Below are 15,678 nucleotides of genomic sequence, written 5' to 3' on the forward strand. Positions count from 1 at the left end.
CTCGATCTCGATTAAGGCGGCTCAGACTGAGCAAAGAGATGATGCGCGGTCAGTACGGCAAGGGCTGTCACGCACACCAATCGATCATGTGTCAATCAGCAGACTGCCAAAGACAGACCTTCGCAGACACCGCATATGTAAAAAGCGATCATGCAGTTGGCTCTACAGGCTGCCGAAGACATCAATTTTCCCGCGAGTACGCAGATAGAGGGCTTAGCCAGATAATTCGCCTCATGGGTCGCTACGTTTTCTTCAACAGTAACGCTCAGGACATCAGAGTCCTGTCCGCGGCAAAGAGAACTGCGCGCTCAAATGGTGCGACCGTTGTGAAGGCGCTGGCCGGCACGATGTTGCTAGAGCTGGCACCAAGGCATGTTTCCGGACTGGCGGAAGCTTTGCCGGACTGGAGCTACTCAGCCGAACGCAAGACAACACGACGCCCCTAGGCGGGCCTAGGGATGGTCTGCAGAACACGATTCGCGATCGCGGCGGATTGAATTGGGCACGGCGAGCCATCCCTAGACTGGGTCAATGCCGTCATCAAGCGCGGCGCAGCACCTGCCGCTGAGCATGACGGCGTACCCCGCTACGCGCTGCATCAACGGCATGTCGATGCTTCAGGCAGGTTTCTGCCGCGATGCTCGCGCAAGAAGTTGGCGCTGCTGTAGCGCGTTTGGCTTCGACACCCAGGGCGTGCTGCCCAGTTCACTGCCCTTCAACGGCCGCTCCTGCATCTCTGTGCCCACTCACTTTGCATGGGGCTTGCACTTGCGGAATCTTTTGAAATATGATCGTACTGTAAAATTATGATCGTAATTTTAAGGGTGCCTCAGAACACGGAGGCCAACCCAGTCCTGAATCTTTAGATAAGTGAGGTCATGTCATGCAGGAAAAAATTAAAGCGCACAACGAACCCAAGGCCGACGCGCTTGCATCGCTCGGCGTTGCCGCGGCCGCCGAAGCCATGCGCAAGGGTGAGATTTCGTCCGAGTCGTATGCGAGTGCGCTGCTGCAGCGGGCTCGAGACCATGCCGACCTGAACTCGTTCATCACGATCGACGAGGACGCGGTGCTGGAAGCTGCGAGGAAAGCAGACAAGGCGATTGCCTCCGGGGCGGTCGCGCCGCTGCTTGGCGTGCCCGTTGCGATCAAAGACAGCTATCTCACGGAGGGGCTTCGTTCAACCATCGGCCTCTCCACTCTGGATCGCTTTGTGCCGGAGCATGACGCCGATGCCGTACAGGCGATCAAGGACGGTGGCGGCGTCGTTTTCGGCAAGAACAATCTGGTGGAAATGTCCTTCGGCCTGACCGGCCATAACGAAGCCCACGGTCAAGCGAGGAACCCTCACAACGTGAATCACGTTTCAGGCGGTTCGTCCAGCGGCGGCGGTGTATCCGTCGCTGCGCGCCTTGTGCCGGCGGCCTTGGGCGGCGACACCATCGGCTCGATTCGCGTGCCGGCTTCGTTCTGCGGCGTGGTCGGTTTCAAGCCCACCACTGGCCGTTGGCCGCGCAGTGGTGTTGCCCCCATCTCCCACACGCTCGACACCACCGGTGTGTTTGCCCGGAGCGTGGAAGACTGCATCTTGATCGATCGCGTTGTCACACGGGACGAAACTCCTGACAGCCGTATGAACGCTGATCTGAAGGGCGTTACGTTCGCCTACGCCCCGCGTCAATATCTGGAGCTGGTTGCCCCCGAAGTTGCCGCGCGGTTCGAGGAAACCATTCGTCAGTTGCGTGATGCGGGCGCCAAGGTAACGGAAGTCGACCTCGGGCCAGACTTCTCTGGCCGAGCCCTGTCCGCGACGTGGAATATCTTCTTCCGGGAGACCAAGGCGGCGGTCGAGAAATTCATCCGTCAGAACAATGTGCCCACGACCTTCGATGAGATCTTCGATGGTCTGAAGCCTGGCCTGAAGAGTGGATGGTCCCACCTTGTGCTCCCGAGCGGGCAAGGGTACATCTCCGACGAGGTCTATCACACGGCCCTGTCGGGCGAACGCGCGGAAATCAAGCGCCGGTTCGCTTACGCATTCTTGAGCACGGGCGCAGAGGCACTGATCTTGCCGACGACGCCGGCCACGGCGCCAATGATCGGGCAAGAAGACAAAGTGCTTCTGGGTGGTCAGGAGATGAGCCACATGGTGCTTGCCAACAACACCATTCCCGCAAGTGCTGCGGGCCTTCCCGGGATCAGTCTGCCCATCGGCCTGTCCGACAAGGGATTGCCGATCGGACTTGAACTTGACGCTCCCTTCGGTCGAGACCGGGCGTTGCTGTACGTTGCTCGCAGGGTGGAAGCCGTGGTGGGTACGTTGTCGGCACCTGTCTGATCGCAGCCTCAACGCCGAACGTTTGCTGGTGACGCAGTCTCAACTGGCTGCGTTGTCAAAAGGAATTGAAATGTCGAAGCCCATCTATGAAATGAAAACGATTGCTGTCGAGCACATCACCATTCGCTCGAATCACTCGTTCGCCACAGTCAAGACCAAGTTGGAGAACTTGATCCATCGTATCGATGACGGCATCTTCACCTTGTTGCGCTACGGCGAGACAGTACGCGCGCTGAAAGAGCTTGAGGCGTTGCCGGCGCTGTCAATCTTTGGGTTCCGGGATCATGGTGCGTTGCTGGGCATTGCGGGGCCGCGTCGGTCTTCGATTCAGTACGACATCGGCAATCCTCTGACCGCGTCGAAAATGACGCGGCACGATATGTCCGCAGGGCTCTATGCGCCTGTCCGTGTCCTTCTTCGTGAGGATGTGAATGGCACGGCTTCTTTTGAGTACGACCGTCCGGTTTCGATGTTTGGGCAGTTCGCCAGCCCGGAGGTCGATCTGGTGGCCGTGCAACTGGATGCGGACCTTCGCGTCGTGTTGGAAGAAGCAGCCTCGTGAACTGACGCCGGGCGTGAGAGTACGGCAGACGGCTTCTTGCGGCGGTGCTCAGATTTTCAATGATTGGTGAGATTCATGCGTTTTGAAAAAGGTCACAAGGAAAGTACACGCAAGCGCATCATCGATGTCGCTTCAAGGAAGTTTCGCCGAGATGGGATCACAGCCTCCGGCCTAGCGGGAATCATGACGGAGTCAGGGCTGACAAATGGCGCCTTTTATCCCCACTTTGACTCCAAGGACGCCTTGGTCAAAGAAGCCCTTTCAAGCGCACTGAATGAGCAGCATCTTGCATTGACGAACGAGCAAACCGGTGCGACTGATATTGAAGATGCCATTCGTCGGTATCTCAACAAGGCGCACCTGTTAGGTTGTGATGAAGGGTGCCCTTCCGCGGCGTTGTTGCCCGAGATTGGGCGTCAGTCCGAGCCGACGAAGAAAATGTATGAGGAGGCATATTCTTCTTATGCTGAAGGTCTAGGAATGTTGCTTCCTCACCCTAAATCCGCCAATAGTCGACGGCAAGCAGCGACTATTTTTGCCCTGATGGTCGGTACTATCCAAATTGCTCGCGCTGTGTCAGATCCGCAGCTTGCGGAGGAGATTCTGGAGGATGGGGTACAAGCAGCACTGAAATTGTCACGTTAGGGACGTGTCCGCAAAACCGGTCCACTGTGCGCACCAAGCGACTATGTGTCGATCGGCAGTGCGAGCTGCTGTTTGGCAATGTCTGAAGAGAATGCACTTGGCCTCAAAGGCCAAGGTTTGGCAGAACCAAAAGGTGGAGGCGCCGACGTCTTAGCTTGCGAGTACACATTAACGATCTCATCAACCAATAGATCATCTTCATAAGCCAAGTTGTCAAGCAGCGCATACTTGTTGATCAGCACTGCAAACTTTTCACCTCGCGCGGTGAGGGAGTTGTAGAGCAGGTAGGCCATCTCTATGGAAGAGAGCTGAGCTCGAACTAGCGCAACATAGTGCCACTTGTCCTTGGCTGACCACGCCGAAGAGTCAATCCATCGAATGAGTCGGTAGAGCGTTCGCAGTAATGCATCCAGATCCGAGCGTTGATGGTTATATCGATTAATAAAGCCGTTCAGAGCCCGCTCAAATACAACACCGACCTGATTTCGAGCAACTGGCTCTGTCGCTGCCGACGCGACCAAAGCTTCAAGTGAAGCATAAGAATTAATATAAATTGACGTGCCATCGCTGCGAAAATTATTGAAGGTAACGGGCCCTGAAAAAGCGCTTGACCACCATTTGAGAAGTTTTCTACCACTCCTGTCTCGATCGACAATCGATTCCAGTAGATTTTGATAGCTGGCCAGCCACGCAAACAATGACTGCTCGAAGCTCATTCGTGCTGCGCCCTCGTTGGCAGACTTCATTTCCTCAACCGTAGCGGCGAGTTCTTTGCGCTGCACAGAGATGGAGACGATGACCAAGAAGACTGTCACCAAACCCACGACAGGATTGATAACACCACCAAGAAAATCTCCAAACTGCCCCCATTGCTCGGGATCTTCTGAAAGGGAGCGTCCACCAAAATTAGAATAGTAGAGCACTACGGCCAGTGTCGTGACTGTAGAAACAAGAGCAAATGACCAAGCTAGTGCTGGGGACAGCCGATTTTCAATGAAGTGGGATTCCGATTTGGGTTTTTCCCTCATAAATTCTCTCAATCTTTTTAAGTTTTCTAGCGATACAAATGTTCTAGAAGAACGTGCCAAGAACAAGCTCCTCGCGTGCAACCGCTGACCACAAGTGTCGAATGAGCTCGTAGAAGACGAGCCATCTAACCTCTAGTCACTCTAGAAGCGAGGAAACGTCATAGCGCACGCCGGTTTCCGCCGCGCCGGAACCGTCCTTTGCCCCGGGCGGTCATGAATCTCATAAACATGCTGGAGTTGGGCAGGCCTTTGTGCAGCATGTAGCAGTATCTCCTGCATTGGTGTTTCGAATTCTTTCCGTGCGATCAACGGCCTAGCGGAGGTCCGGGTCCTTTAGGCCGGTGTGATTTCTCTGGGATTCCACGCGCTCAAGTCTTCCATCGGGGAACCGCTTGTGCACCCCACCGTCTATGAGCACGGCCTTGGGCAACCCAAGCCTCTCTCGCTCCGCGGTGATCTTTTTGAACCGATCCATCAGACGGCGCTTGAACTCAGACGTTTGCGTCAAATGAAGCACTGACTTGTCCATGATGACGATCCTTTACCTCGCGGCTGCAGTCGGTGGGCAACGACGACATTTATCCCGACCTGCTGAAAGCACCAAGCGCCGCTGGGCACCAGAGAATATGATTTGCCATGCTATCCATACCTCGCTTCCAGACATTGGGCCAGTATCACGACGCATGGAGCACGGTGCTTCTTTTTGCACCAGATGATTTTCGCTCCTTCGACGTCGATGAGAAGCCGATTGATCAGCGCGCGCGCCTCGACAGCGAGTTCTCAGACCTAAGGGATGGCTTCCACTTCGCTGAAAAGAAGCTGAAAGACGCTCGTATGAGCCGGATCTGTCGCGAGCTCTTAGATATGTCTTATGAGGCGTATGTATCGGGCGACGCGAAGCTTGGCGCTCACACCCTCCAAGAGTGCGAGGGGCTGATCTGGAAGGGGCGGCAGTTGCCGGTCAAGTACGCCGTAGAAGCGGAGCGCCGTGCCTTTGGCGATTTGCTCCTCTTCAAAGACGTGGTGATTTCCCCTTACCCGTATGAAGGCACTGAGCAGGACCTGGGAGATGTTCAGCGCCTTTTGTGGAAGCACGCTGACCGGATCTCATCGGCTCAACTTGAAGAGTCCGCTGGCTTCAAGACCTATTGGGCCATGCAGAACGACGGCTCCATCCACGAAATGAAGGTCAAGTCGGGCAAGGAGGCCAAGCGACAGTGGGAAGAAGGGATCGCTTCTGGGAATGTAATTGGCGCGGCTTACGCGCAACTCCTTGTTGGGGGCGGGTTGCTGATTTATCACGTCGAGCAAGCTGGGAAACCGTTAATAGCAATCATGAACCTGTTCAGGGATGGGGTTCGCAACCCACCACGCTTTCACCTGAACGACCCAGTGCTTTTCAAAAATCTCGCCTGAATGTTGCCTCGGTTGCCATTACTTCGAGTAAGTGGCCGGCTCATGATGGGGCGCACTCGTGGAAGTCCGCTTCGGGCCCTTTGCGCAGGCGACCTGTCCAGCTACATTCGGCCAACACCAGACATTGAGCGATGCGCACAACTGTAACAACCGACACCGCCACCATCGTCCTTTTCGACCCGGAATGCATGCGGCATCGCCTCAACGAGGATGCCGATTGGTGGTCGTTGCCTCAGGAGGAACTCCTCGAAGTCAACCGGGCGAACGCTGCGTTCATGAACGTCAGCGCCGACGGGCGCTATGAGCTCGAGGTCGCGGCACACAAAGAACTAGGGGACGCAGACGTGGAGTTGGTCGTGCGGAACACCAGCGGGCGATTCTTCTTCGGCGCCGGCGAAATGATGAGCTCCGCTGGCCTGGAACCGGAAGCGGAATATGGAAATGTGTTCCTCGATGCCGTGCCGGGCTCGTACTTGGTTCGTGCACGTCAGCGAGGTGGCACGGTCACCGTTTCACTGACGCCGACGACCCTTGACGCGTCAAATTCGTTCGGCGACCTGGTTCGGCTGGGCGCCTGAGCGCGGCGGCAGAATGCGGCCGAGGCTGTGTGAAAACGCTTCGCCGTCGGCACTCATCCAAATAAAATCATGGCACCCGTTCCCAGCGAGGTGCCCATGAAGCGATTCATCGAAGGCGAAGACCGACAGCAGGTTGCACTACTGCCGGAATGTCTTGATGACTATATCGGCGAAGACAACCCGGTGCGCGTTGTCGACGTTTTTGTCGATGAACTTGATCTTCAAGCACTCGGCTTCAAAGGAGCAGATCCAGCCGCGACCGGCCGGCCGGCCGGCCGGCGTACCACCCGGCGGTGCTGCTCAAGCTCTACATCTACGGGTACCTGAACCGCATCCAGTCCAGCCGGCGTTTGGAACGCGAGGCCCAGCGCAACGTCGAGTTGGTGTTGACCTGCCCGGTTTCTCCGAGACATTGATTTCTAGGAAGATGGCTCCCGCCCGAAGAGGAGCCCATGAAGAAGAGTCGATTTTCAGAAGAGCAAATGGTCACGATCCTGCGCGAAGCAGATCGTACGACGGTGGCCGAGGCTGCCAAGAAGCACAAGGTCAGCGACGCCACCATCTATGCCTGGCGCAAACACTTCGGCCAGATGGAGGCGGCCGACGTCAAGCGTCTGAAGGCCCTGGAGCTTGAGAACAGCCGGCTGAAGAAGCTCCTTGCCGAGCGAGATCTGGACCTCGAGATCCTCAAGGAGATCAACGCAAAAAAATGGTGAGCCCGCTGGCTCGGCGCGAGCAACTGGCCTTCGTGCGCGCACGTGGCTTGAGTCTGCGCCGCGCCTGCGGGCTCATCGGCATGTCACGCGCCACGCCCAGCTACGAGCTGCGCTTGCCCGCCAAGGATGCGCCGGTGCTTGCGGCGATGAAGGAACTCTCGGCTCAGTATCCGCGCTACGGCTATCGCCGCATCCGCGTGTTTCTGCGCCGCAAGGGCTTCGAGCTGAGTTGGTCTCGCACGCACAGGCTGTGGCGCCAGGCGGGCCTGCTGGTGCCCCGGAAACGGCCGCGCAAGCGCATCGCCTCGGTGCGCCCGCGCGTTCACACGCCGTTCAAGGCCAACATGGTCTGGGCCTACGACTTCGTCTTCGACACCACGGCCAGCGGCCAGCAGATCAAGTGCCTGACTGTCGTGGACGAATACACCCACGAGTGCCTGGCCATCGATGTGGCCGGGGCCATCCGCTCCAAGCGGGTGATCGAGGTGCTCTCGCGCTTGGTGAGCTTGCATGGTGCGCCGCTGTTCATGCGTTCGGACAACGGGCCGGAGTTTGTCAGCCAAGCCATCCTGGAGTGGATCTCAGGCTCGGGCATTGCCACCGTGCTCAACGATCCCGGCAAGCCTTGGCAGAACGGCACCGACGAGAGCTTCTACGGCAAGTTCCGCGACGAATGTCTGTCCATCGAGTGGTTCCGTTCGCGCCGCGAAGCCGCTGTCCTGATCGAAGCCTGGCGCAATCACTACAACGAGGTACGTCCCCACAGCAGCCTGCAATACTTGACCCCGGCAGAGTTCAAACAGGAACTCCGCCTAGAACTGCAACCCGCCGTCTTCTAGGAAAAACTGTCTCGACTAAACCGAGCAGGTCACCCCCAAAATAGGGGATTGCGCAGGTGATCTAGTTTCTCTGAGACTGCCGCTTGTCGTCGTTGAGGGAGGCCGATGCGAAAGGCCAATCACGAAAGGCAGAGCATCAACCAAGACTGTTGGCCAGCACTGCGAGGGAACATGAAAATCTCCCACGTGCGGACTCGAGGCTGACTTGGTAGGGACCTTGCCATGCCGCGGCCAGGTTTCGCCTCTCGCTGCGACGCTGGGCGGGCATATGTCTCTCGCGGAAAGCGCTCATGCTGCCGGACGCCATCCTCCGGCGAGCTATTGGAAGCGCTACTGATCGTTGCTAGGTGAGTGCCTCAGGAGTATCTCTATGACAAGCAAGTTGGTTATCGTTGTCCACGGTGTGGGAGACCCCAAACCAGGGGACGCGCTAACAACCTTGGTCAGCGGTGTGTGCGCTCTCACCGGAGCGAAGCCGGAGGGAGCAACTTTGATTCGTCACTGTGAAGATAACTCCGGCCCGGATCCAGAGTTCGTTAGTACGTTTCCGGTCCATCAAATCGACACACTTTCCAGCGATCAGTCCGTAGAAACTCGTTTTGTTGAAGTCTATTGGGGGGATCTATCGCGAGTCAAGGGCACCTTCGTGGGACTCGTCGAAGGCCTCGTTGACCTTGTCTTCGGACTACGGCACGTTCTGTTTGCTGCTGCCCGAGAGTTGCAAGCCAAAACTCAGGGCAATCTCGCGCTAAGTTTCTTAGGAAGAGTGATCAGCATTTCGTCCACGATCGCACTGTGGCTTGCGAGGGGCCCTTTGCTGGCGGTCAACCTGATTGCAGCCGTTGGTGTGCTTCTGTTCTATCTCGAAATGTATGCACTACACGGCGGAGATGCGGCGTTTCGAGAGATAAGCGCAACTTTTGGAATGCTTGCTACTGGCGCCCTTGCTGTATGTCTTGGAGTGACCTTTACGCGTGTAGGAAAACGTTCAGGATGGTCACTCACTACCGCGAAGTCATTGATCTGGTGCGGCCTCGCCATTCTCACAGGTTACGCCTTTGTCCGAATGCGATATGGTCGCTCGCCGAACTATGAAGTCTTTATCGAGTTCGTCACGACAATGCTTTCGATTTTTTCTGCACTGTCCGGATTTGCGGTGCTGGCTATGTTGTACTTATCGGCCGTTCTGATTGCGGCCAGTGCATTGGCCAAGTTGAACTCCCCGAAAGCTGCCGCCGCGCTCGACGATTTTCGGGTTATCTATCGTGCGTTGCTCGTCATGAATGTTGGTGCGATCGTGAGCATGATGCTATTTGTACTTCTCATCATGATTGCGTGGGCTTTCGTCGCAACCCGGCTCGAGGGTCTTCCTAACAGTAGTCGAATCAAACAATCTCTGCATCTGTTTGCACTTGTCTGGCTGCCGTTTGTTTGCCTCCTCCTCGTCTATCTAGGGCTTGTCGTCTGGTCGTGGATCATCACGTTAACGCGGCAAAGAACGATTGGTAGGGGGCTCGTCTATCCGCGCTTCATCGTGGGAAAGCCCGTCGTTCTACTCATCCTGGGGTGCGGGTTGCTATGGCCGATGCCGTTCTTTCCAATGGTGTACGACCTCGAGTGCTATGGCCCATACCGAGGACCTATTGTTGATGATTTCTCCTTTCTCCCTTGGCGAGAGCTCGGCATATGCAGAGGTGGTGAGATTGGTCTCTTTTGGTCCGAACTGATTCAACGGATCGAAGCTCTACAAGCGCCGTCGATCGTGCTTGCAGCGTTTGTTGTCTCCGGGCTAGTTGTGATACGGGCTCACGTCGGAACAGCACTCGACATCGTGCTGGACGTGATTGCTCATTTCAAACTTCCGGAAAGTCATGCTCGAGCCAAGCAAGTGCATATTGAAAATCCCCACCGTCGCGACAATCGGGCAAGCGGCGCAGAACGCACATCGGCGGCGAGTTCTGTGCCTCCCTGGAATTTTATGATTCAACGGTTCTGTACCGTGATGAGGCTGGCGCAACGGGAGCGGCACTTTGATGAAGTGATCGTCGTCTCACACAGCCAGGGCACCATGATCGCGCTGGAGGCACTTGGCATCGTCGTCGTTGGTCGCAAGGGCCCTGAATTGGCTTTACGTGCGGAAAGCGTCCAAACATCCGCGCCACTGACACTGGTCACGATGGGATGTCCTCTGAGCTATTTGTACGACCATTACTTGCCTTTCAAGTACACCGCCGCGAATGCCCCGCCGCTGGCGATCGCAGGCTGGATCAACCTTTATCGTGTCGATGACTTCGTTGGGCGAGCCGTTCAGATGTCGGAGAGCGCGGTCCGTCCAAGCAACACGGAGTTGGGGCCACGCGGTCACGTAAATTACTGGGCAGACCGCGAAGTCTTGAGGGAGCTTACGGGAGGTGGATCGCGCCGAGGGCTGCTCTGAAAACATCGAGCATCAGCTTATTAAATTGAATGTATCGACGAATTTAGATTATGCGGACCCGGCGCTTTTGAACTGGCGCCTAAAACAGTCGTGCTCGCAAGTTCAGTACAGCGCTTCGCTAGCGTCTTCGCAGGCTACGTTGTTTTTGCGAGTGTGAATTTCCACAGTCATTGCCGCATTTCTGCGCACCGACGCACAGGATCAGAGACGCGCTCAGGGATACTGGCGGATCAGAAATGCGGGTCACCTCCGCGTGGAAATCAACACCATTGGGCTGAGGCGCCAGCACAGCGATTAAGCAAGCCGATGAAAGGCTTCGCCGAACTCTCCTCCGGCGGCTCGGTATTGGCGCAAGCCGAAAATTGAACCCATTAATTTAGACATCGGCCTTCCTCTATTGGCCATCCGGCATAAGCTTTCTCATCAAATCATCCAAACAATTCCTCACAGCCATTGAACCTGTTTGAAGGCCTGCCTGCAAGTCAACAAATAGATCCTCAATTAATTCCACGGGGCCAACGTTAAATTTTTCATGAATTGAGCAAGATACTTTTTCGAGATCAAATATCCTCTCAATCATCACAATATTCAGCATAGCCAATCCTACGTCGATGGCGCGAGCTACATGTTTATCGATGAGGCGACGAGTCAACTCTTCTGTTCGATCGAGCCCGCATGCCCTTATTACTGCTTGACCTTTCTTTGAAGCATTGACCACTTTAAACAATGCTCCATTGACTAGACTAATATGCTCACTGTGGTCATCATAATAAGGATGAATCCATTCAAAATCTTGACCGCGAATTGGATAAGATTTGAGGGTCATTGATCTGTCTGCCAAACAGTCGTGAGATCCCTTGAAGCTATTGCAGCGTTTGCAAGCGATGACTAGATTTTTGGGCTCGTACCTAAACAATCCATATCCGGCAGTGTGTCTTCTATCTTCAAAATTATTGCTAATTGACCGTGCAGCGTCAAAGCCGTCTTTTGGTTTTTGAGATTTAGGAAGAACGTGATCTAGTTCGCGATGGCCCAGTTCATTTCGCAAAATTTCGCGCAAGCAATATGCGCATTGCCAGTTTTGCGCATCAAGTGCAGCATCCCGGTATGCAATTACTTCAACGCGTGCTGAGGACCACTCGTCCGCGACAACGGCACGAAGAGCATCAGATATTTTCGTGGGAATTGATCCTGGTAGCATCAAATTCAATCCTGAGTGTTGTCGACAAGGGCCTTGACTACGACTCGCATCTGATCGCTCTCTGGTAATTTTTCAGCGGCATCTATCAACACGCCCAATAACTCCTTGAAACGTCTGCTTTTTGATTTGTCTTCACGAAACAGTTTGAGTGCTTCATCAGCCATCGCGACAAAAGAAGCATCGCGCCCAGAAGGTGTTTCGAATATCTCATTCAAAACATCGTTTGCATCCCAACCAAAAGCGGCAGAAACGACTTCAGTCTCAATGCCAGAGCTGTTTGTATCACTCGCGATGACTCTTACGACGTTGCCATCATCATCGCTAACACCTCCTGCTATGAGCGGCGAATGAGTTGCAATAAGCACGTGGCAACCAGTTCTACCCTCTAGGACATCATTCAAGAGATTGAGGTAGGAGCGCTGCCATTGAGGGTGCATGCTATTTTCGGGCTCGTCAATCAAAATCAGAGAATTATTTTCCACCGTTAGCGCAAGCGGAATAAGTGTGCTTAGCAGACTCCATTGACCAGAACTCAGTGCAGACTCGACGGAAATTGGCTTTGGACTGGGATTGTTTAAAAAGTTAACATCAATCGAAGAAGGAGTCAGGACTCCAATACGCAAAAGCGCCAAAATCTCCTCTGTCGAAAATTGAGATTGATTTTCATATCTCACGCTTCCATCATTGAAAGAAAAAGAAAATTGAAACGGAAAACCATCAAGCTTCCTCACCATTATGCGATCGGATTCCATATCAAAAAGATTTCTCAATACTTCAGCGTCATCCGTGACTGGCAGTTCTTTGATTTGATCAAGAAGTAGTTTTTTATATCTTTTATATGGTATTAAACCAATCGATCCATATTTTCTACTAGGCTTATTCTGCACATCCGTCCTCGACCAATTAAACGAAGTATTCCTCCGCAAGCTGACATAAATTTTTGGACTGAGGTTTAAAAATCAAAGGGAGCAACCAATCCATCGTAATTTCTATTTTGACTTGAGGCCATAAATAGCAACGCCGCCAACGTTTTCATGCCATGAATTGTACTCAAGGCTCCATTTGGGGCTTTAGGCCCCAAATATATGTATTTGTCGTTTTTCGCCAAAATAGCAGATATTCCTGGCGCAGCGTATATCGTTTTTCGAGGAAATCTGTCAAATGGAGTTGCAGAAAGCGCTATTACCTTCGATATCTTGCCGCCTACAGTTTCTAGTTGATGGCGTAGCACCTTTCCTGAAAAAACTGTTGTCCGGCCCACCGCGGCGTTGAGGATCATCGTCAGTAAGTAGCTTTTTCTAGAACCGTTTTGACCAACCAATATCGTTTTCCAATTTCCATCTGTTTGAATTGGCTGAGCGATCTCTATGTCGCCATATTTTATTGGCGCTGTAGTTTTAATTACGCTAACGCGCTTGACTTCAACGAGTTTCATGGCGATTCTTCAACGGATTTAGAATTCTAAAAATATCTGGGCAATGAGTCATCCGCGCGAACTCCCATTCAAAAATTCAGGACAACACCATATATTCAAAATCCAAACCAACTCAACTTAGCTTAACTAAGAGGTTTTCTGAACTGCGGATCATGAGATATGCGTTTTATTTTCTCGTGCAATTAGAGAATTAAACATAGGAAGCGGATCGCCGACGGTTAGCAATAATCCCGAATGCTCCCGAATCGAAGGAGGGAATCGCACACATGGCGAAAAGCCGCCAACATCAGCCCAACTGTGTTGATTTCCATGGAATCCTGAAGGGGGCGTGTCAGCGTAGAGCATGTCATCAACGTACGTGCATCCATCAATCACGACGCTGGCGGCAGCACGAAAGCGGACTTCTAACGCAGCAGGGCGTTAAAGGTAAGAAACACTTTCTCCGCTTTCACAAGCGTCGCTTCCACCCCGTCAGTTTCCGCATCCAACAGTTCCGGATGCTTCAGCAGCCACTCCGCCGCGCGCCAGTGACCAAACTCCGGCAGCTCGGGTGGCATAACCCGAAAGAGCGCCTCGGCCTGCTTCACCATGCGGGATGTAGTCTTGTCCGCATCCCGCAGCCTCTTGATCGTGACCGTGTGGCTCGCGGGCACCTTGTAGGCAGCGTTGAGGACTTCGACGTAAAGCGCCGGGTCAAGAAGATCCTCTACGTCCGCCTCAGCTTGTCCCGCGAAGTCGGCAGCCGTATAGAAATGGCCCGCTTTGAGGATCTCCTCACGTCTCAGTTTCTCAACTTTGCTCACGTCGCCCTTGCCGATGTCGGAGAGCACGGCTAGGTTCATCCGATTGCCGCCAAACAGCCGCACGAACGGCGCAATTTTGTCGATGCCACCGGAGGGACAGATAACCCAGCGCCTGTCCAGGCCGACCCGGCCGCGGCGCTTCAAGGCTTCGGAGAGCGCGTTGAGGTAGACGATGTCGCTGGGCCCCTCCACGAGCCAAGTGTTTTCGCCAATGAATAGCGACTGAGTGATCTCATACCCCAATGCGCCCTGCAGCGGGAAGAGCGTGTCATCATCGACTTGCAACACGTCCGAACGCACCTTTGTGCCCTTGACGACAGGGCGCGGACCACCATATTCGATCACATCCTCGACGATGCGCACGTCTGCGAGCCGGCCTATGGGAACCATGAACGGCGAGTGGGTCGTGAAGATTACTTGATGGTCGGGTAGTAGACGCTCCTCGATGTATTTCAAAAGGTCCGCCTGCGCCTTCCCATGCAGCGTGAGGCCTGGCTCGTCGAGCAGCAAGATGGCCTTGCCTTTAGTTTTCTTGAGTTGCTTGAACTGGGCGAGGAACGAGAAAAACCAGACGAAACCGGCGCTGCGCTCAGAGAGCGCAATCTTCGCCTTGTGGTTCGTATTGCGAATTTGGATAGAGGCAACCGTCCCTGCATTAAAGGGTGGTGGGTCGCCCGGCTTGCCGGCATCGAAGTCGATTGTGACCTCAAGCGCGTTGTTCTGCGACCAGAACTGGAAAATCTCCTCTGTGATCTCGTTGCCGGCCGCTTCGAGTTGAGCTTTCAGTGCGGTGCGCTTGACCGTCGACACGAGTTCGTCAATATCGGTCCCGGCGTAGGCTAGGAAGTCTAGGAAGATTCGGTCGCCGACGTTTACGTTAGTCTGCGCCACGTCACGCTGGAGTTGCTCAACGGACACTTCGCCGGACATACGCTCGAAGTGCGACGTGTAGAAGAACTTTGGCATACGAGGCGACAGGATGTCGATCGCAGAGAGACCAAAATCCGAGTCGCGACACTTCTTGATGTCCTGCAGCAGAGCCTCCTGCTTTGGCGAGCGCGTGGCAAGCGCTGAGAGCGCCTTGTCAGCGCCGCGCCCATCTGATACGCCATGAAGGACATTACGCTCAGTTGCGTCGAGCGCGTGGACGCTAACGAGGTAATCGAGACACTTCGCATGGTCCACACGGACTGTCCAAATGCGTTTGTCTTCTTTGTAGCCGAAGCCGAAGTGCGCTTCGAACTCATCCCCCAAGAGCACGCCTTTGCCAAAGCGCGCCTCGACCTTAGCGACGTCAATCGCGTCCAGCCGCCACCACGTTCGGATCACCTCGGACTGGCCATCCTCATGTCGTTCGTCGTAGCGGTTGAGGAATCTGCGGGGGTAGTCGTTAGTCCTATCGAACTTAAAGTCATCCGTGGAGCGAAGCCCGCGCAGAGCGCTCAACAACGCTGTCTTACCTGCCTCATTCTTGCCCACTAGACAAGTAAGGTCGCCGATCTCGACATCCCCGCTGTCCTCCACGGACCGATAGTTCTGGATGCGCGCTTTGATGAGCTTCATGGCTACCTCGTTACGGTCAGATATTCGACACACGCTAGAGCCTCCACTTCGGCTAGCAGGAGGCCGGGGGCCCGCTAGGAACGGTCGATGCGATGGCGGCTTAGGAGAGAATCGGAT

Annotated in this window: 12 protein-coding genes and 1 pseudogene; 8 read left to right on the forward strand and 5 right to left on the reverse strand. The window is 54.5% G+C overall.

All coding sequences use genetic code 11. The features are described 5' to 3' along the window. Positions 1-883 precede the first annotated feature (883 nt). The 3 genes from ACN9MV_RS27095 to ACN9MV_RS27105 all read left to right on the forward strand — a co-directional run bounded on the left by ACN9MV_RS27095 (position 884) and on the right by ACN9MV_RS27105 (position 3,545). The gene (locus ACN9MV_RS27095) at positions 884-2,338 is read left to right on the forward strand and encodes an amidase family protein (RefSeq protein ID WP_426390307.1); all 1,455 of its coding nucleotides are present in this window, start codon (positions 884-886) and stop codon (positions 2,336-2,338) included. A 70-nt stretch (positions 2,339-2,408) separates the two neighbouring features. Continuing rightward, entirely contained in the window at positions 2,409-2,900 is a 492-nt protein-coding gene (locus ACN9MV_RS27100) for a DUF302 domain-containing protein (RefSeq protein WP_426390309.1), read from the forward strand. A 75-nt stretch (positions 2,901-2,975) separates the two neighbouring features. Continuing rightward, positions 2,976-3,545, forward strand: coding sequence for a TetR/AcrR family transcriptional regulator (locus ACN9MV_RS27105; protein ID WP_426390311.1), 570 nt, complete (start codon positions 2,976-2,978; stop codon positions 3,543-3,545). 41 nt (positions 3,546-3,586) lie between these two features. On the opposite strand, the gene ACN9MV_RS27110 is transcribed toward ACN9MV_RS27105, so the two are convergent. Next, complete coding sequence (locus tag ACN9MV_RS27110) at positions 3,587-4,633, reverse strand: putative phage abortive infection protein (protein WP_426390313.1); 1,047 nt, start codon at positions 4,631-4,633, stop codon at positions 3,587-3,589. Between the two features lie 576 nt (positions 4,634-5,209). Between ACN9MV_RS27110 and ACN9MV_RS27115 the strand changes: the two genes are divergently transcribed. The 5 genes and pseudogenes from ACN9MV_RS27115 (at position 5,210) to ACN9MV_RS27135 (ending at position 10,559) form a co-directional block, all read left to right on the forward strand. Further along, the gene (locus ACN9MV_RS27115; RefSeq protein WP_093180218.1) at positions 5,210-5,989 is read left to right on the forward strand and encodes a hypothetical protein; all 780 of its coding nucleotides are present in this window, start codon (positions 5,210-5,212) and stop codon (positions 5,987-5,989) included. A gap of 131 nt (positions 5,990-6,120) precedes the next feature. After that, positions 6,121-6,567 (forward strand): DUF6386 family protein, encoded by a 447-nt coding sequence (locus ACN9MV_RS27120; protein ID WP_426390315.1) that lies wholly within the window; start codon positions 6,121-6,123, stop codon positions 6,565-6,567. 96 nt (positions 6,568-6,663) lie between these two features. Beyond that, positions 6,664-6,953 (forward strand): annotated as a pseudogene (locus tag ACN9MV_RS27125) (transposase); the annotation flags it as partial. 66 nt (positions 6,954-7,019) lie between these two features. Then, positions 7,020-8,122 (forward strand): IS3 family transposase gene (locus ACN9MV_RS27130; protein WP_426390317.1). Its coding sequence is split into 2 segments (ribosomal slippage): positions 7,020-7,278 and positions 7,278-8,122, totalling 1,104 coding nucleotides; the frame shifts between segments, so codons are not numbered across the junction. 370 nt (positions 8,123-8,492) lie between these two features. Then, positions 8,493-10,559 (forward strand): hypothetical protein, encoded by a 2,067-nt coding sequence (locus ACN9MV_RS27135; protein WP_426390319.1) that lies wholly within the window; start codon positions 8,493-8,495, stop codon positions 10,557-10,559. A 394-nt stretch (positions 10,560-10,953) separates the two neighbouring features. On the opposite strand, the gene ACN9MV_RS27140 is transcribed toward ACN9MV_RS27135, so the two are convergent. The 4 genes from ACN9MV_RS27140 to ACN9MV_RS27155 all read right to left on the reverse strand — a co-directional run bounded on the left by ACN9MV_RS27140 (position 10,954) and on the right by ACN9MV_RS27155 (position 15,561). Further along, complete coding sequence (locus ACN9MV_RS27140) at positions 10,954-11,760, reverse strand: HNH endonuclease (RefSeq protein ID WP_426390321.1); 807 nt, start codon at positions 11,758-11,760, stop codon at positions 10,954-10,956. Between the two features lie 5 nt (positions 11,761-11,765). Then, positions 11,766-12,647, reverse strand: coding sequence for an AAA family ATPase (locus tag ACN9MV_RS27145; protein ID WP_426390323.1), 882 nt, complete (start codon positions 12,645-12,647; stop codon positions 11,766-11,768). 65 nt (positions 12,648-12,712) lie between these two features. After that, positions 12,713-13,195, reverse strand: a complete 483-nt coding sequence (locus ACN9MV_RS27150; RefSeq protein WP_426390325.1) for a hypothetical protein — start codon at positions 13,193-13,195, stop codon at positions 12,713-12,715. 404 nt (positions 13,196-13,599) lie between these two features. Beyond that, on the reverse strand, positions 13,600-15,561 hold the full coding sequence (locus tag ACN9MV_RS27155) for an AAA family ATPase (protein WP_426390327.1): 1,962 nt from the start codon (positions 15,559-15,561) through the stop codon (positions 13,600-13,602). Between the last annotated feature and the right edge of the window lie 117 nt (positions 15,562-15,678).

Source organism: Variovorax sp. R-27 (genome assembly GCF_049913215.1).
In the GTDB taxonomy this organism is placed as follows: Bacteria; Pseudomonadota; Gammaproteobacteria; order Burkholderiales; family Burkholderiaceae_C; genus Variovorax.

Excerpts from the sequence above, each read along its gene's own strand:
- ACN9MV_RS27150 (WP_426390325.1), bottom strand. The coding sequence starts at position 13,195 with ATGAAACTCGTTGAAGTCAAGCGCGTTAGCGTAATTAAAACTACAGCG.
- ACN9MV_RS27100 (WP_426390309.1), top strand. The coding sequence starts at position 2,409 with ATGTCGAAGCCCATCTATGAAATGAAAACGATTGCTGTCGAGCACATC.
- ACN9MV_RS27095 (WP_426390307.1), top strand. The coding sequence starts at position 884 with ATGCAGGAAAAAATTAAAGCGCACAACGAACCCAAGGCCGACGCGCTT.
- ACN9MV_RS27105 (WP_426390311.1), top strand. The coding sequence starts at position 2,976 with ATGCGTTTTGAAAAAGGTCACAAGGAAAGTACACGCAAGCGCATCATC.
- ACN9MV_RS27120 (WP_426390315.1), top strand. The coding sequence starts at position 6,121 with ATGCGCACAACTGTAACAACCGACACCGCCACCATCGTCCTTTTCGAC.
- ACN9MV_RS27135 (WP_426390319.1), top strand. The coding sequence starts at position 8,493 with ATGACAAGCAAGTTGGTTATCGTTGTCCACGGTGTGGGAGACCCCAAA.
- ACN9MV_RS27155 (WP_426390327.1), bottom strand. The coding sequence starts at position 15,561 with ATGAAGCTCATCAAAGCGCGCATCCAGAACTATCGGTCCGTGGAGGAC.
- ACN9MV_RS27140 (WP_426390321.1), bottom strand. The coding sequence starts at position 11,760 with ATGCTACCAGGATCAATTCCCACGAAAATATCTGATGCTCTTCGTGCC.
- ACN9MV_RS27115 (WP_093180218.1), top strand. The coding sequence starts at position 5,210 with ATGCTATCCATACCTCGCTTCCAGACATTGGGCCAGTATCACGACGCA.